Raw genomic sequence first — 19,827 nt, 5'->3', positions numbered from 1 at the left:
CCAGAAAGACGGACCATGACCCACCCGAAAAGCATTTGCCCAAAGAACATTTGCATCGTCCAGTCCGGCGGCATGGCCGGCGACCTGGCGCAGGACCTCGATCGCCTGCTCAGCCTCTTCGCCGAGGCCGCCGTCCCGGGCACCGACCTGGTGGTCTTCCCCGAGCTGTGCAACACCCCCTACTTCGGCGCCACCGGGAACGACGCCTACAAGCTGTGGGCCGAGCCCCTCGACGGGCCCACCCTCACCGCCTTCCGGCGGGCAGCCAAGGAGCACGGGACCGCCGTCGTGCTGGGCTTCTACGAGGCCGGCGCGGACGGGGAGCTCTACAACTCCGGGGCCGTGATCGACGCTGACGGCACCCTGGTCCACGGCACCGGCCTGGACGGCCAGACGGTCCCGACCTACCGCAAGACGTCCATCCCGCAGAGCCTGGTGGTGGACGTGCCGATCGATGAGAAGTACTTCTTCGCCGAGGGCTTTGGTCCGGCCGTCTTCGAGGTCGCCGGCCTGCGGATCGCCCCGCTGATCTGCTACGACCGCACCTTCCCGGAGTACTGGATGGGCGCGCGGGCGCTTGGCGCGGACGTGGTGGTGCCGCTGGTCAGCTCGCTGGGCAGCCGCGAGAAGCTCTTCATCCAGGAACTCCAGGTCCGCGCCCTGGAAACCCAGACCTGGGTCCTCGCGGCCAACCGCGGCGGCCCGGAAACCATCGACGGGCGCACCGTGGACTACTTCGGGCTCTCCTGCGTGGTGGACCCGCGCGGGGACCTGGTGGACCACCTGCCCGCCCACCACCACGACGACCTGCTCCGGGTGACCATCGACCTGGATGCCGTCCCGGAGGCCCGTGCCGCCTTCCCGCTGGGCCGGGACCGCCGTCCCCACCTGCTGGAGAAGGTGGCCCGGACGTTCGCCGCGGCGCCGGTGGCGGCAGCGGCGCCGGTGGCAGGGTCGTTGGAAGAGTCGGTGGCGCTGGCATGACCGCAACGGACACCCGTGCCGACCGCTCCGGGGACGCCATCCGCCGCCAGGCCGACGCCGGCCAGGCGCTGACCCGCAGCTGTGCGCTGCCCGCCTCCCCGGACGCCGGGGACCTGGACCCGGAGACCTACGCGGCACGGCTCGCGCACCTGCGCGGCACCGTACCGCCTGGGTTGAAGGTACGCGCGGCGGCGCACGACGCCGGGGCGCCGGCCGGCGGGGACGCGGCCGTGCGGGATGCCGCCGGCCGGGACTCAGCTGCTTGGGATACCGACCGCCCCGACGTGGCCGGGCTGCTGGCCGCGTACGGCAGCGGCGCGACCACCCCGTCGGCCGTGCTGGAACGGTACCTGGTCCGCTGGGAGGCCTCCGCAACCACCGACGCCGCGGTGCTGCACCGCATCGAGGGGGCCCGCGAGGCGGCCGCCGCCTCCGACGCCCGCTGGGCCGCCGGAACCCCGCGGCCGCTGGAGGGGATCCCGTTCGGCGTCAAGGACATCATCGACGTCGCCGGGGCGAAGGTCACGTGCGGTTCGCTGCAGACCGGCGAGCGCACCGCCACGGAGGATGCCGCCGTCGTGGCCCGGCTGCGGGGAGCCGGCGCCATCCCGGTGGCCATGGTCGCGACCACCGAATTCGCCATGGGCGCCGCGCAGAACGCACGCTACGGCGCCGTGCCGAACCCGTGGAACCCCGAGCGCTGGACCGGGGGTTCCTCCACCGGTTCCGGCGCCGGGCTGGCCGCGGGCCTGTTCCCGTTCGCGCTGGGCACGGACACCGGCGGATCGATCCGCATCCCGTCCGCCTTCTGCGGGACCACGGGGCTCAAGCCCACCTACGGGCGGCTGCCGCGCACGGGCGTGGCCACGCTGTCCTGGTCCCTGGACCACGTGGGGCCGATGGGCCTGAGCGCGGCCGACCTGCAGCTGCTGCTGCCGGTGCTCGAGGGTGTGTTTGCCGGCTCCCCCGCGCCGGCGTCCGCCCCCGTCCGGGCCGGTAGCCTGCAATCAGGCTTCGCCCCGCTGGCCGGCGTCGGCATCGGCGTGCTCGGCGGCTGGCACCTCGAGCCCCTGGACGCGGCAGTCGCCGCGGCCTTCGCCGACGCGCTGGACACGCTGCGCTCGCTGGGCGCGGAGGTGCGGGTCTTCGACGCCCCCGGCTACGACCCCGAACTGTCCCACGTGGAGGCCTGGAACGTCTTCTACGGGGAGATCGCCGCCACGCAGGAGGCCAACCTGCCGCGCCGGGAACTGTTCGACGCCGGCACCCGGGACCGCTTCGAGCAGGGCCGGGCGCTGCCCGCGATCGACTACCTGCGCGCGCTGCGCCGCCGGGCCGGCGTGCTGGACGCCCTGCTCGGGGGCATGGACGCCTCCGGCGTCGACTACCTGGTGCTGCCCACGGTGCCGGGCGCGGCCCCGCGGCTGGCGGACATGACCATGGTGCTCAACGGGGAAGCCCTGAACATCCACGACGTGCTGCCGCGCAATACCCGCATCTTCGACTACACCGGGATGCCCGCGCTGGCCCTGCCGATGGGTTTCGACGCCGGCTCCATGCCGCTGTCCCTGCAGGTGGCCGGCCGGCCGTGGGACGACGGCGGGGTGCTGGCGGTGGGCGCCGCGTTCCAGTCCGTCACCGCTTTCCACCGCCGCGTTCCGGGGACGGAATGCTGAAATCAAGCCGGCCCACCTCCGGGCAGCATGGACCAGGCCGCTCCGAAGCGGCGCGCGCCTGGTCCGTGCTGGCCGTCACCAGCGTCACGGTGGTGCTGGTGTTCCTGAACTCGTCCAGCCTGAACGTGGCGCTTCCTGCCCTGTCCCGGGACCTGGACGCCTCCCCCACCCAGTCCTCCTGGTTCCTGCTCTCCTACATGCTGGTCACCACGGCCCTGATCCTGGTGTTCGGGCGCCTGGCGGACCTGTTCGGGCGGCGCCGACTCTACATCGGCGGGATCGTGGTCTTCGCCGTCGGCACCCTGGCCTGCGGCCTAGCCCCCACCGCCGACCTCATGATCGCCTTCCGGTTCGTGCAGGGCATCGGCGCCGCCTCCGTCATCACCAACAACACCGCCATCCTCACGGACACGTTCCCGCCCCGGCTGCTGAGCACCGGGCTGGGCATCAACGCCACCGCCGCGGCGGTCGGCCAGGTCCTCGGCCCGGTGGCCGGCGGCGTGGTCGTGGAACTGATGGGCTGGCGCTGGATCTTCCTGCTCGGGGTTCCGCTGCTCGTCGCGGGCCTGGCCGCCTCGCTCAAGCTCATTCCGCGCTCGGACGTCGGCGCCCGGACCGAGAAGCTGGACCTGTTCGGCGCGCTGCTGGTCACCTCCGGCCTGGCGACCCTGGTGGTGGCCGTCAACGAACTGCCCGGCTCCGGAGGCTGGACCAACCCGTGGATCCTGGGGGCGGGTCTGGCCGCGCTAATGCTGATCGCGCTCTTCGTGCTGGTCCAGCGCCGCCGCACCGACCCGCTGGTGGACCTGGGGATCTTTGCCGACCGCTCGGTGGCCTACCTCTACGCGGCGGGCTTCCTCAGCGCCTTCGCCACCTACGCCGTGGTGCTGCTGGCCTCGCTCTACCTCCAGTCAGGCCACGGCCTGACGGCGCTGCACGCCGGGCTGATGGTGGTCCCCGCACCGATCGGCACCACGCTGGCGGCCCTGGTCGCGGGCCGGCTGACCAACCGCATCCACCACGGGCTGCTCTCCGCCGCCGGCTGCGTCCTGATCGCCGCCGGCGCCGCCACCGTCGGCGGCTCCATCTGGCTGGGCACCTCAATCTGGCCGGCCGGGGCGACCCCGGGCCTCGCCGCGGGCCTGTTTGTGGTGGGGTTCGGCACCGGGCTGTTCATGACCCCCAACACCAGCGCGCTGATGCTCACCGTCGCCCCCGAACGGCGCGGCATCGCCAACGCCGTGCGCTCCACCTTGCAGAACGCCGGCTACCTGTTCAGCACCTCGGTGTCCTTGGGGCTGGCCACCGTCCTGCTCGGGGACGCGGACCGCTCCCTGGCCTACGCCGGAACGCTGTCCACGTCCGGGGGCGACGTCCGGGCCTTCGTGGGAGGCCTGATGGTTGCCCTGGCCGTGCTGGTCGCAGCCGCCGCGCTCGGGGCCCTGGCCTCCCTGCGCACGCGGCGCTTCGCCGCCGCACCCTCCCCCGCGCCGGCCGCCGAGGAGGCCCGCGCCCAATAGGCGAACCAGCCAAATAGGCGAACCAGCCCACGACGGCGGGGCCGCACCGTGCGCGCGCACGGTGCGGCCCCGCCGTCGTGCGTGGTGCCTGATGTGTGCTGCAGGGTGTGTGCTTCGTCGCACGGCGCCGTGCGGGCCCGGCCGGGCGCGTGGCGTTTGCCCCGGGAAACGCCGGATTTGTGCGGATCCTACTGGCTTAACTGGCGGGCAACGTGCGCGCAAACGGATTGTCCGCGGTGTTTACACGTGCCTTACACGGGACACACGGGGGCGCAAAACAGGCTCCATAGATTGAAGGCAATCGCAGGACGCAGGTTCCCGCGAATCACCGGCGGCACCCAGCCCCTGGGTACGCCACCCCTGATAGCAGCACGCCTGACCACGGCACAAGAAGGAGTCACATCATGGACATCGGCATATTCATCCCGATCGGCAACAACGGCTGGCTCATTTCCGAGAACGCTCCGCAGTACAAGCCCTCCTTCGAACTGAACAAGGAGGTGGTGCAGAAGGCGGAGGGCTACGGCTTCGACTTCGCCCTGTCGATGATCAAGCTGCACGGCTACGGCGGCAAGACCGAGTACTGGGACTACAACATGGAGTCCCTCACCCTGATGGCCGGCCTGGCCGCCGTGACGGAAAAGATCAAGCTGTTCGCCACCACCGCCGTGCTGACCATGCCGCCGGCCATCGTGGCCCGCATGGCCTCGACCATCGATTCGATCTCCAACGGCCGGTTCGGCCTGAACCTGGTCTCCGGCTGGCAGCGCGCCGAGTACGACCAGATGGGCCTGTGGCCCGGGGACGTGCACTTCGAGCGCCGCTACCGCTACACCACCGAATACACCCAGGTCATGAACGAACTGTGGGAGACCGGCGAGTCCGACTTCAAGGGCGAGTTCTTCACCATGGACCACTGCATGATGAAGCCGCAGCCGTCCAAGAAGATCGAGCTGGTCACCGCCGGCCAGAGCCCGGCCGGCATCGAGTTCGCCGCCAACTACGCCGACTACAACTTCGTGATGGGCCTGGGCATCAACACCCCGACTGCCCACGCCGACGGCGTGAAGAAGCTCGACGACGCCGCCGCCCAGACCGGCCGCGACGTGGGCAGCTACGTCCTGTTCATGGTCATCGCGGACGACACCGACGAGGCCGCCTTCGCGAAGTGGGAGCACTACAAGGCGGGCATCGATGTGGAGGCCATCGCGTGGATGACCGGCCAGGCGCTTGAGGACAAGACCGCCGATTCGAGTTCCACCGCGAAGACCATCTCGCTGCCGGAGGGCGCCGTGAACATGAACATGGGCACCCTGATCGGCTCCTACGAGTCGGTGGCCCGCCTGCTGGACGAGGCCGCCGCCGTGGAGGGCACCAAGGGCATCATGCTGACCTTCGACGACTTCATCGAGGGCACGGAGAACTTCGGCCAGAAGATCCAGCCGCTGATGGCCTCCCGCGCCCACGTCGGCATGGCGACCGCATGAGCGCGGACACCACCGCTGAGGCGTTCGCCACCGCCGGCTACGGAGGCAACCCCGTCGGCTTCGGACGCAAGACGGCCGTCGTCGTGGTGGACTTCCAGCTCGGGTTCACCGACCCCGCCTATCGGATGGGGCGCAGCCCCTACACCCAGGCCGCGGTGGAGACCGCCTCCGAGACCCTGAAGCAGGCCCGCGCGCTGGGCGTGCCGGTGCTGCATACGGTCGTGGAGTACGGCTCCCTGGCCGACGTCGGGAACTGGAAGACCCGCGGGCTGGAGGAGTTCACGCCCGGGTCCGAGGTGGTGAAGGTGGATCCGCGCGTCTGGGCCGAGGGCGACGTGCTGGTCAAGAAGCACTTCCCGTCCGCGTTCTTCGGCACCGACACCGCCTCCATCCTGCGCTTCTGGGACGTGGACACGGTGGTGGTCATGGGCTGCACGACCTCCGGATGCATCCGGGCCACGGTGATCGACTCGTTCTCCCACGGATTCCGGACGATCGTCGCCGAGGACTGCTGCGGAGACCACGACCCGGCCACGCACGCGTCCAACCTGCAGGACGTGGAGCGCCGCTACGCCGACGTGCTCACCGCCGCGGAGATCCTGGCGCAGCTGACGCCGACCGTGCAGCCGGCACCGGCCGCGGATCTGATCGAGGTATAGCAAGTCGAGAGGCGTAGCAACATGCCGGTCGCCTGCGGCGGTTTCGTCCGCAGGCGACCGGCCCCCCAAAAAATCCCTGTATCCAGCCCCTAGACGCTGCTGCCCGAGCGGGCGAAGAGACGGTTGGAGGCGATTTCCGCCCCGCGACCCAAGGCCTCCAGCTTCGCGAAGGCGATCTGCGGGTGCACCCGTCCGCCCAGGCCGCAGTCGGTGGAGGCGACGACGTGCTCCCGCCCCACCAGGCCGGCAAACCGCTCGATGCGCTGGGCCACCAGTTCGGGGTGCTCCACCACGTTGGTGGCGTGGGAAACCACTCCCGGAACCAGGATCTTGCCCTCGGGCAGCGTGGTGTCCTGCCACAGGGTCCATTCGTGTTCGTGGCGGGCGTTGCCGGCCTCGAACGAATAGGACCCGGCGTTGATGCCCAGGACAAGGTCCAGGATGTGGCGGAACTCGATGTCCGTGGTGTGGGGTCCGTGCCACGATCCCCAACAGACGTGGAAGCGGACCTGCTCCTCGGGAAGGCCGCGCAGGGCGTAGTTCAGCGCCTCGACGCGGATCTGCGTGAACCGCCGGTAATCCTCGACGCTGGGTTCCGGGTTGATCTGGTCCCAGTTTTCCGCAATGGACGGATCATCGATCTGGACGGTCAGGCCGGCGTCGACGATGGCGCGGTATTCCTCGCGCAGCACGTCGGCCCACGCGTAGATGAACTCCTCTTCGCTGGCGTAGTAGTCGTTGCCGATCCTGCTGGCCGAGCCGGGAGAGAGCGAGGTGATGAAACCGGTGGACAGGCCGGAAGCCTCCAGGCCCGCCTTGAGGTTGGCGATGTCGCTGGCAATGGCCGCCTGGCCGGTGTAGGAGATGGGCCCGGTGGCGGACGGGAAAGCCGTGGCGTTCTTGCCGATCTGGATGCCGCTTTCCGGATCCCGGTAGGCCTCGGCGAATCGGGTCCAGTCGCGCCGGTCGGCGAAGGACGTGAGCTTAATGTTGCCCGGTGCGCTCAGGACCGGTTCGGCGAGGATCGGGTTGAAGTCCGTCAGTTCCAGTCCCGCGGTGCGCTGGAAGCTGTAGGTCCACCAGGCCCCGTAGTCCACGGCGTTGGACATGGCCTTGCCGTACTCGCCGTCACCGGGGATGGTGATGCCCAGCTCCCGCTGGCGCCGGACCAGGTCCACCACGGCATCGGTGAGGAGCCCCTCGAATTCCGGGGTGCTTTCCAGCGTGAACCCGTCCGCGGCGAACCGGCGGGCCGCGTTAGCGGCAATCAGTTCGGGGGTGCGGGGCAGGGATCCGGCATGGCTGGTGTGAATGCGATCGAGCGTCATGGCTCATTTCCTTTCCATCGTTCCTGCCATTAGCACCTTTCCGGCAAGGTTCGTCCGGGGGAAGCTGCAGCGTCACGGAGGCAGGTCTCTCAGCTGCTCTGGATGGTGTGGCTTAGGGTCCTAAATCCACCGGCGGCGCGGGAGCGCCCCCTCCGCGGCAAGCTGCCGAGCACCAGATGGAGGGGCTGTCCCCATGATTGTGGTGCCGCCGGAAACGGGCCAATCGGCCCGCAACGTGACGGCCAAAACCGTCACACAACCGGATGTTCCGCCGCGATGCCGCCAATGGGTCGCCGCGTTACGGCTCCGGGGGCGCCAAAGCCGGGAAGCCGCGCCCGCGGCGGTGTATGCTGGCCCGTCCGGTTCCGGCCCTGGCGTGCCGCGCCCGCCCACATCGCCCAATCGGGGCTTCCATCAGGCTATTTACGGCGCCGCCGACCCGGAATAGGGTCGGGGCATGCCAGTGATGATCCGCACCATCCAGACGGCCGTTCCGCCCACGATCCTCTACCAGGACCAGGCCCGCGACGTGTTCGCCGCCCAACCGGGGCTGACCCGGCTGGGGCAGCGGCTGATCGCCACCTCCTTCGACTCGGCGGCGATCTCCACCCGCCGCACCGCCGTCGAGGAACTCACCCTGGACCGCACCTCCGAGGACCCCGTCTTCTTCGATGCCAACACCCGGCTGCTGCTGAGCCCCAGTACCCGGGTCCGCAACGAACTCTTCGCCCGGGAGGCCGGCCCCCTGTTCGTGGAGGCCGCACGCCGGGCGCTCGAGGCCTGCCCGGACCTCTCCCCCGCGGACATCACCCACGTGGTGACCGTCTCCTGCACCGGCTTCTACAATCCCGGCCCGGACTACCAGGTGGTGCGCTCGCTCGGCCTGAACCCGCAGACCCGGCGCTACCATCTGGGCTTCATGGGCTGCTACGCCGCCTTCCCGGCCCTGCGCGCGGCCAAGAGCTTCTGCGAGGCGGAGCCGGACGCCGTCGTGCTGGTGGTCTGCGGCGAGCTCTGCTCGTTGCACGTGCGCAGCTCCAACAACCCGGACACCATCATGGGCTCGGCCCTGTTCGCCGACGGGGCCGCCGCCGCGGTGGTCACCGCCCGCCCGCAGTCCGACGGCGGGGACTTTCCGCCGCACCCGCCGCACCTGCTGCTGGACTTCTTCGAAACCACGCTCACCCCGGTCGGCGAGGAGGCGATGGCCTGGAACATCGGCGACGAGGGGTTCGAGATGGTGCTGGGCACCTACGTCCCGCACATCATCGACGACCACATCGTCGGGGCGCTGGAACCGCTGCTGAACCAGGACCCCACGCTCCCGGACGCGTACTCCGAGATCCCGCACTGGGGCATCCACCCCGGCGGCCGCGCCATCCTGGACCGCGTGCAGCATCGGCTCGAACTTGATGACGCGCAACTGGCTCCGGCCCGCCGGGTGCTGCGCGACTACGGGAACATGTCCAGCTCCACCGTTATGTTCGTGCTCAAGGACATCCTCGAGGGCAGCGGTCCGACGGCGGACGCGGCCGGCGAGCGGGTCTGTTCCATGGCGTTCGGGCCGGGACTGACCGTGGAGACCGCGCTCATGACGCTGGTTCCCGGCCCGGTGCCCAGTGCCGTGCCCGGGTCCGCCGCGGTGCCGGCCCTGGAAGCGGGCCGGTAGCGGGGCCCGAAAGAACGGGGGCGCCGATGCGACGCGCCGTGGACGCGGTCGAGGAGATGGACCGCCCCGACTGCGACCCGCTGTTGCTCGAGCGGACCTATGCCCAGTTCCCGCTGGTCAACGGGGCGTTCTCGCGCTGGCACGGAATCTACCGGGACCTGCTGCGCCCGGTCCTGCTGGACGCCGCCGGATCAGGTGTCCAGCGCGGAGGGCGCACCGCCACCGTGCTGGACATCGGCTCCGGCGGCGGGGACATCGCCTTGGCGCTCGCGGGCTGGGCCGCTCGCGACGGGATCGCCGTGCAGGTCACCGGGATCGATCCGGACGAGCGCGCCCACGCCTTCGCCACCCGGGCGGCGGCCAAGGCAGCGGCACGGGCGGACGCGGCCGCGAGCCGGACGCGGACGCCGGGCTCCGCGGCACCGGGCGGGCCCGGCGTCGTCTTCCGCCGCGCGCACAGCGCGGACCTGGTGGCCGAGGGCTCCCGGTTCGACGTGGTGCTCTCCAACCACGTCCTGCACCACCTGGGGCAGGCGGAACTGGTCGGACTGCTGGCGGATTCGCAGGCGCTGGCCGGCGGGATCGCGGTGCACGCGGACATCCGGCGTTCGCGCACTGCGCTGCTGCTGTTCGGGGCGGCGACCCTGCCGCTGGCGGGGCGTTCCTTCATCCGCCGCGACGGGCTCGCCTCGATCCGGCGCAGCTACACCGGCCCCGAACTGGCGGCCCTGGCGCCGCCGGGGTGGGAGGTCCGGTCCCGGCGTCCGTTCCGGAACTTGCTCATCCACCGGCCCCGGATGACTGGCCCGCCCGAAAACCCCGGAAACCCCGGAAATCCCGGTAGCCCCCGCACGCCGGGCGGCCCCGGAGGTCCCGGAGCCGCCCCGTGAGCCGCGTCGACGTGGCGATTGCCGGCGCCGGGCCCGCCGGGCTGGCGCTGGCCATCCTGCTGGCGCAGCGGGGCGTCTCGGTACGGGTGCTGGAGGAGCGGGCGCAGCCGGGGACGCATTCGCGGGCCATTGGTCTGCACCCGCCCGGGCTGGAGGTCCTGGATCTGGCGGGCGTGGGCTCGGCCGCGGTGGAGGCGGGCGTGCGGATCACCTCCGGGGTCGCACTGAACGGGATCCCGCACCGGGGCGCGGCGGCGGTGGCATCGATGGATTTCGGGGTGCTTCCGGGGCCTCACCGCTACGTGCTGGCGCTGCCGCAGACCACCACGCTGGCCCTGCTGGAGAAGCGGCTGGACCTGCTGGACCCCGGGGCCCTTCGCCGGGGCGTGCGGGTGGAGGGGTTCGGCCCGGGCCCGGACGGGGTGCGGGTGCGCACCCGCGTCAGCGGCCCGGACACGCCCCCGGATGGCGGGCCACCGGCGTCGCCCTACCTGACGGCGCGGTTCCTGGTCGGGGCGGACGGGGTGCGCTCCGGAACGCGCCAGGCGTTGGGCCTGCCGTTCCTCGGCGAGGCCCATCCGGACCGCTACGCGATGGCCGACTACCCGGACACCACGGACTTCGGGTCCACCGCCGCGCTCTTCCTGCACCCGGAGGGCATCGTGGAGTCCTTCCCGCTGCCGGGCGGGCTGCGGCGCTGGGTGGCGCGCCTCGCCGATGGGCCGGGCTCCCCCCGTTTCCTTCGCCGGGGCAACGGCGGCGGCCCGCTCCGGGTGCCGGTGGCCGGATCGCCACGGGACAGTCTGGGTGAGGCGCTGCCGGCAACCATCGCCCGCCGCACCGGGCACGCGGTGGAGGCGGCCGGCGTCGTCCCCTCAGTGTTCGGCACGGCACGCCGCAGCGTGCCGCGGATGGCGGCCGGGCCGGTGGTACTCATCGGCGACGCGGCGCACGAGGTCAGCCCCATTGGCGGCCAAGGCATGACCCTGGGGCTGCTCGATGCCGCACAGCTGGCCGGAATCCTCTGCGCGGCGCTGGCGCAGGGCCACGGGACTGCGCACGGGCTATGGCACGGGACAGTACGCCAGGGAACAGCGCACCGGACACCGCACGACGCGGCGACCCAGGCCGCGCTGGAGCGTTTTTCGGCGCGGCGGCTGGACGCGGCGCGGACCGCGGGACGGGCGGCGCACCTGAACATGGTGCTCGGCCGGCCGCTGCCCGGCCCGCTGCTGCGCGGAAGGAACAGGGCGATCGGGGCGCTGGTCGGGCACGGCGCGGTGCACGACTCCGTCGCCCGGCACTTCACGATGCAGGGTTAGCCGTCCCGGCCGCAGTGTCTCGCGCGGCAGGGCCTAGTCGGATTCCGGCGAGCGCAGCAGTTCCACGGTGTGCAGGATGTGGGCCGACATGAGGTCGCGCGCCGCCATGGAGTCGCCCTCCTCGAGGGCCCGCAGGATGTCCTGGTGCTCCCCGTGCCGTTGCGCGGTCTGGTGCCCGAAGGTTCCGCCGGTCTCCGAGGTGCCCACCAGGTAGTCGCTGAGGTCCCACATGCGCTGGCTGATCGCGGACATCACCCGCGAGTGGGCCATCTCCTGGAGCGCCTGGTGGAAGCGACGGTTGCCGCGGCGGTAGGCCCGCGCCCGCGCGTCCGCGTCCGGGAGCGCGTCCAGCCCCTCGGTTTCCGTGGAGATCCCGCGCAGCTGCGCCATCTGCTCGGGGGTGCGGCGCAGGGCCGCGGCCTCGGCGACGGCGCCCTCGTACCCGGCGAACACGCGGAAGAAGTCGGCGGCCTCCTCGGCGGTGTAGCGGACCGGGCGGCAGCCGATCTGGGGCAGGATCTCCACCAGGCCGTCGGCGGCCAAGAGCCGGAACGCCTCCATGATGGGCTGCTTGCTGACCCCGAAATCGGCCTTGAGCGCCTCCATCGAGATGCGCTTCCCCTGCTCGAACCGCCCCTCCAGCAGGCGGTCCTTCAGTTCCTCGTACACCCGCCCGGACAACCGTCCGCCGGCCGCCTGTCGCTGGCTGGAGCCGGGGTGCGGAGTCAAGTCGGAGATCGCCATCCCTCCAGTATTCCGCATCGACCGCCCTCTTACTTGACCAACTGGCATGCTAGTACGCTAGTGTGGTGCAACACACCCGAGCGTGACCGAGGAAACACACATGGCACACAACTCCCCCGCCCCGAACTTCAAGGCACAGAACTTCACCGACATCACCGGCGCCGCCGACCTGCTGGACGCGGCCGGCACCCTTCCGGGGGACGCCGCGGACTTCGACACGGACGTCTTCATCGTCGGCACCGGACCGACCGGCGCCACCGCCGCGCTGGCCCTGGCGACCTACGGCGTGCGCGCCACGATGGTCTCGCAGTGGTCCTGGCTGGCGAACACGCCCCGGGCCCACATCACCAACCAGCGCGCGGTGGAGGTCCTGCGGGACCTCGGCATCGAGGAGGAGGCCAAAAAGTACGCCGTGCCGTGGAACCAGATGGGCGACACCCTCTTCACCACCTCGCTGACGGGTCCCGAGATCGCCCGGATGCGCGCCTGGGGCACCGGTGACGAGCGCCAGGGCGACTACGTGACGGCCAGCCCGTGCACCATGCTGGACATTCCGCAGACCTACATGGAGCCGCTGCTGGTCAAGAACGCCGCCGAGCGCGGAGCCAAGGTCGCCTTCTCCACCCGATACCTCGGCCACGAGCAGGACGAGAACGGGGTCACCGTACGGCTGCTCAACCGCACGACGGGCCATGAATACACCCAGCGGGCGCGCTTCCTCATCGGAGCCGACGGCGCCAAGAGCCAGATCGCCGAGGAGATCGGCCTGGAGATCGTCGGACACGTGGCCCGCGCCGGCACCGCGTACGTGCGTTTCCGCGCCGACCTGTCCCGGCACGTGGCCCACCGCCCCTCGATCCTGCACTGGATCATGAACCCGGCCGCGGACTTCGGCGAGATCGGCATGGGCCTGCTGCGCGCGGTCCGCCCGTGGGACGAGTGGATCGCCGGCTGGGGCTTCGACAAGGAGGCCGGCGAACCGGACCTGTCCACCGAGCGCGTCACCGAACAGATCCGCACCCTGGTGGGCGACCCCGACCTGCAGCCGCGGATCGAAGGGGTTTCCACCTGGTACGTGAACCAGCAGCACGCCCTGAGCATGTCCAAGGGCCGGGTCTTCTGCGGCGGCGACGCCACCCACCGGCACCCGCCGAGCAGCGGGCTGGGCTCCAACACCTGCATGCAGGACGCATTCAACCTGGCGTGGAAGCTGGCCTACGTCGTCCAGGGCCGCGCCGGAATGGACCTGCTCGAGTCCTACTCCGCCGAGCGGGCCCCGGTCGGCGCGCAGATCGTCGCCCGCGCCAACCAGTCCCGCCTCGACTACGCCCCGCTGCGCGCATGCTTCGACACCGACGCCGGGGACGGCACCCGCACCGTCGAGGCCGGGCTGGCCCGCCTCAAGGCCCCCACCATCGAGGGCGCCGCCCTGCGCGCGCGGCTGGCCGAGGCGCTGGAACTGAAGAACCGCGAGTTCAACGCCCAGGGTGTGGAACTGAACCAGCGCTACGCCTCCACCGCCGTCGTGCCCGAACCCGGCACGGAACCGGAGGCCTTCGAACGCGACGCGGAACTCTACGTGCAGCCCACCACCCGGCCCGGAGCGAAACTGCCGCACGCGTGGCTGGTCGGCACGGACGGACGCCGCGTCTCCACCCTGGACCTCACCGGGCACGGCCGCTTCACCTTGGTCACGGGCCTGGCCGGGGCCGCGTGGGCGCAGGCCGCCGCCCGGCTGGGTTCCGAATCCAAAGGCTCGGAATCCCCGGGCCTCGACTGCCTGGACGTGCTGACCGTCGGCACCCCGGGGGCAGAGGACCCCTACGCGGCGTGGGCCAAGGTCCGCGAGATCGACGAGGCCGGCGCCCTCCTGGTGCGCCCCGACGGCTACGTCGCCTGGCGGCACGGCGCCGCCCTGTGGGACGCAGATGCCGCCGAGGCCGCACTGCGCACCGCGCTGGCGGCCGCCCTGGCCCTGGATCCAACCAGCCTGGAGCCGGCCGCCCCGACCGCGAACGTCCCGGCCTGAACGCCCCCGCTAGAGCCTGACCTGATCCTCTCCACCTGACATCCGACTCCCAAGGAGCACCATGAGCACCACCCTGGCACGGAAGAAGCCGGCCGGCCCGCTGAAGGTGGCCAGCGCCTCGTTCATCGGCACCACGATCGAGTACTACGACTTCTTCATCTACGGCACCGCCGCCGCACTGGTCTTCCCCAAGCTGTTCTTCCCGGAGGCCACCCCGCTGATGGGCACGCTGCTGTCCTTCGCCACCTTCGGCGTCGGCTTCCTGGCCCGCCCGCTCGGCGGCGTGGTGTTCGGGCACTTCGGCGACCGGATCGGACGCAAGAAGATGCTGGTCATCTCCCTCACCGGCATGGGCATCGCGACCCTGCTGATGGGCCTGCTGCCCGGCTACGCGACGATCGGGATCCTCGCGCCGATCCTGCTGACCGTCCTGCGCCTCTTCCAGGGATTCATGGTCGGCGGCGAATGGGGCGGCGCCACGCTCATGGCGGTCGAGCACGCCCCCAAGGGCAAGAAGGGCTTCTACGGGGCGTTCCCGCAGACCGGCGCGCCGGCCGGCACCGCGCTGGCCACGGTCGCCTTCCTTGCCGTGGCCCAACTGCCCGAGGAGGCGTTCCTGTCCTGGGGCTGGCGCCTGCCGTTCCTGGCCTCCGCGGTCCTGGTGGTCGTGGGCCTGGCCATCCGCCTCGCGGTGGACGAGTCCCCCGCCTTCGCCGCCGCGCGGGACAAGGGCGACCTGGTCAAGCTGCCGCTGAAGGAGGCCTTCCGGCGCCACCCGAAGGAGATCTTCCTGATCGCCGGGACCTACCTGTCCCAGGGTGTGCTGGCTTACATCACCATGAGCTACCTGGTGAATTACTCTTCCAAGGTGGTGGGCCTGGACCGCACGGACGCGCTGCTGGGCGTCTTCATCGCGGCCGTCATCGCCACCGTGCTCTATCCGGTCTGCGGGGCGCTCGCGGACACCTACGGACGCAAGACCATGTACTTCATTGGCGCGGTGGCCATGTTCGTGAGCATCTGGCCCACCTTTGCCTTGATCAACACCGGCACCGTGGCCGGGTTCATGGCCGGGGTGATCCTGCTCTTCGGCATCGCGATGCCCCCGGCCGCGGGCGTGACCGGTTCCCTGTTCTCCATGGTGTTCTCCCGCGAGGTCCGCTACACCGGCGCCTCGGTGGGCTACACGATCTCGCAGATCGTTGGGCCGGCCTTCGCCCCGACCATCGCCACCGCGCTCTTCGCCGCCTACGGCACCTCGGACGCCGTCGTGGCCTACCTGCTGGTGGTCGCCGCGATCTCGATCGTCTCGGTGGCGCTGCTGCCGGGCGGCTGGGGCCGCAAGGAGGCGGCCTTCAACGCCGCGTCGCTGGACGCGGCCGACGGCGCCGAACCGGCCCCCAGCGCGGCCGGCGTGCGGTAGCCCCACCGCCGACGCTGCCGCAGCAGGGTTCCAACACAGCAGGGCTCCAACACAACAGAGTCGGGACCTACGAGACCAACCGCTCGCGCGTGTTGCGGCCAGGCCTGGCCGGTTCAGCACCCGCGAGCGGTTGGCTCATCTCGGCCCACACCGTATCGAGGGAGAGGCCCAGGACATCGGCGATCGCGGCGATGGTCGGGAAGGCGGGGGTCGCCACCCGGCCCGACTCGATCTTCCGCAGGGTCTCCGGGGAGACGCGGGCATCGAGCGCGGTCTCGAGCATCGAGCGCCGTCCCCGGGCGCGGCGCAGCAGGGCGCCGAGCCGCTGTCCGCGCTCGATCTCTTCGGGTGTAAGTGGCAACCTGACCATGGATCCCATTCTAATACCGGTATAGTATGGCCGGTATTGTTATTGGTTTCGCGAGAAGGGCGCCGCATGATCGAGATCCTGACCCCCACCGAACTGGCCCGGGCAAAGGACACGGGCGCCCTGGTCGCGGACATCTTGCAGGCCCTGAAAAGCCGCACCGAAGTGGGCACCAACCTCTTGGACATCGATCGGTGGACCAAGGAGATGATCATCGAGGCCGGCGCGCAGTCCTGCTACGTCGACTACGCACCGCCCTTCGGACGCGGTCCGTTCGGCCACTACATCTGCACGGGCGTCAACGACGCCGTGCTCCACGGCCTGCCGCACGAGTACGCGCTGGCCGACGGCGACCTGCTGACACTCGACCTGGCCGTCTCCAAGGACGGGGTGGCCGCAGACTCCGCCATCAGCTTCATCGTGGGCGAATCCCAACCCCCGGAGAGCGTTGCGCTGATCAGCGCAACCGAACGCGCCCTGGCGGCGGGGATCGCCGCCGCCGGGCCGGGGGCCAGCATCGGTGACCTCTCCCATGCCATCGGCTCGGTCCTCAGCGAGGCGGGGTACCTGATCAACACCGAGTTCGGAGGCCACGGCATCGGATCAACGATGCACCAGGATCCGCACGTTCCGAACACCGGACGCCCCGGCCGCGGATACACGCTGCGCCCCGGGCTGCTGCTGGCGCTGGAGCCGTGGGTCATGGCGGACACCGCCAAGCTGGTCACCGATCCCGACGGGTGGACGCTGCGCAGCGCGACGGGCTGCCGCACGGCCCACAGCGAGCACACAATCGCCATCACCAACGACGGAGCCGAAATCCTGACCCTGCCCAGCTAGCCGAGCTTCCTTGGAATGACCGAGCAGGACTAACCGAGAAGCGGCCAGGCCCTCCGCGGGATCAGCGCTTCCACGGCCGCCCCGAGGCGGAAGACCGTGGCCTCGTCCAAGGGGTGCCCGACGACCTGCACGCCGGTGGGCACGCCGTCGTCGGCAACTCCGCTCGGCACGGACAGCACCGGGCACCGGTTGGCCACGTTGAATGGGCTGGTCAGGTGCGCTTCCCAGTAGTGGCCCAGGTGCCGGCCGCCGGCGTCGATCCCCTCGAGGTAGTCGCCGTCCGCGGCCAGCGAGGTCACCGCGGAGGTCGGGCACAGCAGCGCGTCCAGGCCCTCCATCGCCGCGGCCAGCTCCGCCTGCAGCCTCGCGTCCAGGGCCAGCGAATCGACCATCGAGTGCCGCGCTGCCGCGGCCCGGGCGTCCTGCATGAACCGGCGGGTGTACGCGGCCAGCTTCTCCTCGGTCCCGGCGGTCTCGGCCTCCATGGCCGGGCCGAGGATGTGCCCGAAGTGCGCGAAGATCGTCTCGGCGATCCGTGCCGTGGTCCACGGCAGGGAGACGGGTACGACGACGGCGCCGGCGGCCTCCAGCGCCCGGGCCACGGCCAGCGTGTTGGCCTCCACCTCGGGGGCTACCGGGAAGTCGCCGAGCGTGACGGAGAGTCCGATCCGCATCCCGGCCACCGAGTGGGCCCCGGGCAGCGCATGCCCGTTCCCTCCCCCGTTTTCTCCCCAGGACGCGTGGTCCACCGGGTGCCGGCCGGACATCACGGAAGCCAGCAGGGCGGTGTCCGCGACGGTCCGTCCCATCGGCCCGTCGCCGCGGTACCAGTCCGCCGACAGCGGAGGCAGCCCGGGGATCCGCCCGTAGGGCGCCTTGTAGCCGACAGTGCCGGTGAAGCCGGCGGGGATGCGGGTGGAGCCGGCGATGTCGCTGGCGGTGGCCAGCGTGGCCACGCCGGCGGCCAGGGCAGCCCCGGCCCCGCCGGAGGAGCCTCCGGGCGAGGCGTCCAGGTTCCAGGGGTTTCGGGTGGTCCCCCACATCGGGGAGTGCGTGACGGTCGCGCAGCTGAACTCCGGGGAGGTGGTGCGGGCGTGGATGATCCCCCCGGCGGCCCGGATGCGCTCCACGACGGGATGGTCGGCGGCGGCGATCCGGCCGCGGTGCGCGTACAGTCCCTGCTCGATCCGCCGTCCGGCGAGCGCGTGCTTTTCCTTGGTGGCGACCGGCAGCCCCAGCAGCGCCGGGGGCTGCTCGCCGGTGCGCGCGCAGCGTGCGTAGACGTCGGCGGCGGTCCGGGCCTGCTCCAAGGCCTCGTCGAACAGCGTCTCGGTGAAGGCGTTGATGCCGCTCCCGCGGTCTCCGTTGACGGCCTCCGTCCGGGCCACCACGGCGGAAACCAGTTCCACCGGGGAGAGTTCCAGCGCACGGAACGCCTCCAGCGCGGAGACCGCGTCCAGAAAGTGCAGCCCCTCCCCCGCCGCTGTCGCCCGGTCAAGCCCGGCCACCGCCGTCCCGGAACCGGCCGTCTGGGAACCCGTCGGCTGGGGACTCATCGGGCGCCTGCCCCGGCCGCGACCGCGCCGGAAACGGCCGGGCCGGAAGCCAGCACGCCGGCGTCGTGCTCCGCGGACTCCGCGCCGATGAGCGCCCCGTTGACCATCTCCCAGGCCACGCCGGAAAGCGCGTCCAGGCCCGCCACCATGTCCGCGTCCGTGGTGAACTCGCGCTCGCAGTGGGAGACGCCGTCGACGGAGGGGATGAACATCATCACGGTGGGCACGATCCGGTTCATGGCCACCGAGTCGTGCCCGGCCATGGTGCGGATGCGGCGGATACCGAGGCCCAGGTTGGCGGCGACCTTCTCGGTGAGCTCCAGCCCGTCCTCGGGGTAGTACTGGATGTCGCGGATGTCGAAGTCGTTGACGTTGATGCGGATGTCGTGTTCGCGGGCGATCGCCGCGATGTCCTCCAGCAGCGAGGCGCGGGCCTGGCGCACGATCTCCGGCGAGGCCGAGCGCAGGTCGGCAACCAGGTGCACGCGGCGGGCCACAACGATCGGCGAGTTCGGCTCCAGCGTCAGCTGGCCGACGGAGGAGACCAGCGCCTCCTCCTCGAACTTCCCGGTGACGTCGTGGACCAGCAGCACCACCTTGGAGGCGGCGACCAGCGCGTCGTGCCGATCGGCCATCGCGGTGGCCCCGGTGTGGGACTGCTCCCCAAGGACCTCGATGTCCAGCTTCTGGGTGTACCAGCTGTAGTCCACCGCGCCCAGGGCCAGGCCCTCGCGCTCCAGGATCCGGCCCTGCTCGATGTGGATTTCGGCGTAGCCGGCCACCTCGGGCCGCGCGTCGGTGCCGAGGTAGCCGATGGCTTCCAGCGCCTCGGCCACGGTGGTCCCGGCCAGGTCCTTGACCGCCAGCATCCTGGACTCGTCCATCAGGCCGGCGAACACCGAGCTGCCCATGATGGAGGGGGCGAAGCGGCCGCCCTCCTCGTTGAACCAGTTGACCACCGCGAGGTTGTGGCGCGGAGCGTCGGCCCCGGCCTGCAGGGCCTCGGCGACGCGCAGGTCCACCCGCTCGGCCGCGTGCAGCCCGGCGATCACCCCGTACGCCCCGTCGAACCGGCCCCCGAGCGGCTGGCTGTCCAGGTGCGATCCGATGAGCACGTACGGCGCACCGGGGGTCCACTCCAGCAGCGCGAACATGTTGCCGATCCCGTCCACGCGCACCTCCCAGCCGTGGTCGGCGGCGAAGCCGGCGAACCAGTCGCGGGTCTGCTTGTCCTCGGCGGTCGCGGCCTGCCGGTCCACGCCGCTGGCGGGCGTGGCGCCGATGGTGGCGACGTGGTGGAAGTCGGCGAGGAAGGTTTCGGCGCTCATGGTCT

16 protein-coding genes are annotated in these 19,827 nt (G+C 71.2%); 11 read left to right on the top strand and 5 right to left on the bottom strand.

The annotated features are described in order from the left end of the window. Nucleotides 1–15: 15 nt before the first annotated feature. The 5 genes from ABD912_RS21745 (at nucleotide 16) to ABD912_RS21725 (ending at nucleotide 6,326) form a co-directional block, all read left to right on the top strand. Nucleotides 16–984: a carbon-nitrogen hydrolase family protein gene (locus ABD912_RS21745; protein ID WP_345154280.1), complete on the top strand. Its 969-nt coding sequence runs from the start codon at nucleotides 16–18 to the stop codon at nucleotides 982–984. Next, nucleotides 981–2,660, top strand: a complete 1,680-nt coding sequence (locus ABD912_RS21740) for an amidase (protein ID WP_345154278.1) — start codon at nucleotides 981–983, stop codon at nucleotides 2,658–2,660. Before ABD912_RS21745 ends, ABD912_RS21740 begins: the two co-directional genes overlap by 4 nt. Next, nucleotides 2,654–4,180 carry an MFS transporter gene (locus tag ABD912_RS21735; protein WP_345154276.1) on the top strand — a complete coding sequence of 509 codons (1,527 nt, stop codon included), beginning with the start codon at nucleotides 2,654–2,656 and terminating at the stop codon, nucleotides 4,178–4,180. The genes ABD912_RS21740 and ABD912_RS21735 overlap by 7 nt, the downstream gene beginning before the upstream one ends. Nucleotides 4,181–4,584: 404 nt before the next feature. Further along, nucleotides 4,585–5,667 (top strand): pyrimidine utilization protein A, encoded by a 1,083-nt coding sequence (rutA, locus tag ABD912_RS21730; protein ID WP_345154274.1) that lies wholly within the window; start codon nucleotides 4,585–4,587, stop codon nucleotides 5,665–5,667. After that, on the top strand, nucleotides 5,664–6,326 hold the full coding sequence (locus ABD912_RS21725; RefSeq protein ID WP_345154270.1) for an isochorismatase family protein: 663 nt from the start codon (nucleotides 5,664–5,666) through the stop codon (nucleotides 6,324–6,326). Before rutA ends, ABD912_RS21725 begins: the two co-directional genes overlap by 4 nt. Before the next feature lie 89 nt (nucleotides 6,327–6,415). Here ABD912_RS21725 and ABD912_RS21720 read toward each other — a convergent pair whose 3' ends face one another. Further along, a complete protein-coding gene (locus tag ABD912_RS21720; protein ID WP_345154266.1) occupies nucleotides 6,416–7,654 on the bottom strand; it encodes a cobalamin-independent methionine synthase II family protein in 1,239 nt (412 codons plus the stop codon). Nucleotides 7,655–8,111: 457 nt separating this feature from the next. On the opposite strand from ABD912_RS21720, the gene ABD912_RS21715 reads away from it, so the two are divergent. The 3 genes from ABD912_RS21715 to ABD912_RS21705 are packed head-to-tail and all read left to right on the top strand — an operon-like array spanning nucleotide 8,112 to nucleotide 11,535. Beyond that, nucleotides 8,112–9,323 (top strand): type III polyketide synthase, encoded by a 1,212-nt coding sequence (locus tag ABD912_RS21715; protein WP_345154264.1) that lies wholly within the window; start codon nucleotides 8,112–8,114, stop codon nucleotides 9,321–9,323. 26 nt (nucleotides 9,324–9,349) lie between these two features. Then, on the top strand, nucleotides 9,350–10,213 hold the full coding sequence (locus ABD912_RS21710; protein ID WP_345154262.1) for a methyltransferase domain-containing protein: 864 nt from the start codon (nucleotides 9,350–9,352) through the stop codon (nucleotides 10,211–10,213). Continuing rightward, nucleotides 10,210–11,535: an FAD-dependent oxidoreductase gene (locus ABD912_RS21705; RefSeq protein ID WP_345154261.1), complete on the top strand. Its 1,326-nt coding sequence runs from the start codon at nucleotides 10,210–10,212 to the stop codon at nucleotides 11,533–11,535. Before ABD912_RS21710 ends, ABD912_RS21705 begins: the two co-directional genes overlap by 4 nt. Nucleotides 11,536–11,568: 33 nt before the next feature. Here ABD912_RS21705 and ABD912_RS21700 read toward each other — a convergent pair whose 3' ends face one another. After that, a complete protein-coding gene (locus ABD912_RS21700) occupies nucleotides 11,569–12,279 on the bottom strand; it encodes a GntR family transcriptional regulator (RefSeq protein WP_345154260.1) in 711 nt (236 codons plus the stop codon). 100 nt (nucleotides 12,280–12,379) lie between these two features. Here ABD912_RS21700 and ABD912_RS21695 point away from each other — a divergent pair, with 100 nt between their 5' ends. Together ABD912_RS21695 and ABD912_RS21690 are read left to right on the top strand one after the other, a co-directional pair. Next, nucleotides 12,380–14,308: an FAD-dependent monooxygenase gene (locus tag ABD912_RS21695; protein ID WP_345154258.1), complete on the top strand. Its 1,929-nt coding sequence runs from the start codon at nucleotides 12,380–12,382 to the stop codon at nucleotides 14,306–14,308. A 61-nt stretch (nucleotides 14,309–14,369) separates the two neighbouring features. Further along, nucleotides 14,370–15,731, top strand: a complete 1,362-nt coding sequence (locus tag ABD912_RS21690; RefSeq protein WP_345154257.1) for an MFS transporter — start codon at nucleotides 14,370–14,372, stop codon at nucleotides 15,729–15,731. 67 nt (nucleotides 15,732–15,798) lie between these two features. Here the strand turns inward: ABD912_RS21690 and ABD912_RS21685 are convergent, their stop codons facing one another. After that, entirely contained in the window at nucleotides 15,799–16,101 is a 303-nt protein-coding gene (locus ABD912_RS21685; protein ID WP_345154256.1) for a helix-turn-helix transcriptional regulator, read from the bottom strand. Between the two features lie 66 nt (nucleotides 16,102–16,167). Here ABD912_RS21685 and map point away from each other — a divergent pair, with 66 nt between their 5' ends. Beyond that, nucleotides 16,168–16,938, top strand: a complete 771-nt coding sequence (gene map / locus ABD912_RS21680) for a type I methionyl aminopeptidase (RefSeq protein WP_345154254.1) — start codon at nucleotides 16,168–16,170, stop codon at nucleotides 16,936–16,938. 29 nt (nucleotides 16,939–16,967) lie between these two features. Here map and ABD912_RS21675 read toward each other — a convergent pair whose 3' ends face one another. Both ABD912_RS21675 and ABD912_RS21670 read right to left on the bottom strand, forming a co-directional pair. Beyond that, nucleotides 16,968–18,494, bottom strand: a complete 1,527-nt coding sequence (locus ABD912_RS21675) for an amidase (RefSeq protein WP_345154253.1) — start codon at nucleotides 18,492–18,494, stop codon at nucleotides 16,968–16,970. Next, nucleotides 18,491–19,822, bottom strand: a complete 1,332-nt coding sequence (locus ABD912_RS21670; RefSeq protein WP_345154251.1) for a M20 family metallo-hydrolase — start codon at nucleotides 19,820–19,822, stop codon at nucleotides 18,491–18,493. Before ABD912_RS21670 ends, ABD912_RS21675 begins: the two co-directional genes overlap by 4 nt. Between the last annotated feature and the right edge of the window lie 5 nt (nucleotides 19,823–19,827).

The organism is Arthrobacter ginkgonis (assembly GCF_039540195.1).
Classification (GTDB): Bacteria; Actinomycetota; Actinomycetes; order Actinomycetales; family Micrococcaceae; genus Zafaria; species Zafaria ginkgonis.
Note: the sequence above shows the minus strand (reverse complement) of the source record. Positions and strands in the feature narration are given on the sequence as shown.

Coding starts and splice junctions, on each gene's coding strand:
- ABD912_RS21685 (WP_345154256.1), bottom strand. CDS start 16,101: ATGGTCAGGTTGCCACTTACACCCGAAGAGATCGAGCGCGGACAGCGG.
- ABD912_RS21690 (WP_345154257.1), top strand. CDS start 14,370: ATGAGCACCACCCTGGCACGGAAGAAGCCGGCCGGCCCGCTGAAGGTG.
- ABD912_RS21740 (WP_345154278.1), top strand. CDS start 981: ATGACCGCAACGGACACCCGTGCCGACCGCTCCGGGGACGCCATCCGC.
- ABD912_RS21725 (WP_345154270.1), top strand. CDS start 5,664: ATGAGCGCGGACACCACCGCTGAGGCGTTCGCCACCGCCGGCTACGGA.
- rutA (WP_345154274.1), top strand. CDS start 4,585: ATGGACATCGGCATATTCATCCCGATCGGCAACAACGGCTGGCTCATT.
- ABD912_RS21735 (WP_345154276.1), top strand. CDS start 2,654: ATGCTGAAATCAAGCCGGCCCACCTCCGGGCAGCATGGACCAGGCCGC.
- ABD912_RS21675 (WP_345154253.1), bottom strand. CDS start 18,494: ATGAGTCCCCAGCCGACGGGTTCCCAGACGGCCGGTTCCGGGACGGCG.
- ABD912_RS21695 (WP_345154258.1), top strand. CDS start 12,380: ATGGCACACAACTCCCCCGCCCCGAACTTCAAGGCACAGAACTTCACC.
- map (WP_345154254.1), top strand. CDS start 16,168: ATGATCGAGATCCTGACCCCCACCGAACTGGCCCGGGCAAAGGACACG.
- ABD912_RS21670 (WP_345154251.1), bottom strand. CDS start 19,822: ATGAGCGCCGAAACCTTCCTCGCCGACTTCCACCACGTCGCCACCATC.
- ABD912_RS21710 (WP_345154262.1), top strand. CDS start 9,350: ATGCGACGCGCCGTGGACGCGGTCGAGGAGATGGACCGCCCCGACTGC.
- ABD912_RS21745 (WP_345154280.1), top strand. CDS start 16: ATGACCCACCCGAAAAGCATTTGCCCAAAGAACATTTGCATCGTCCAG.
- ABD912_RS21720 (WP_345154266.1), bottom strand. CDS start 7,654: ATGACGCTCGATCGCATTCACACCAGCCATGCCGGATCCCTGCCCCGC.
- ABD912_RS21715 (WP_345154264.1), top strand. CDS start 8,112: ATGCCAGTGATGATCCGCACCATCCAGACGGCCGTTCCGCCCACGATC.
- ABD912_RS21700 (WP_345154260.1), bottom strand. CDS start 12,279: ATGGCGATCTCCGACTTGACTCCGCACCCCGGCTCCAGCCAGCGACAG.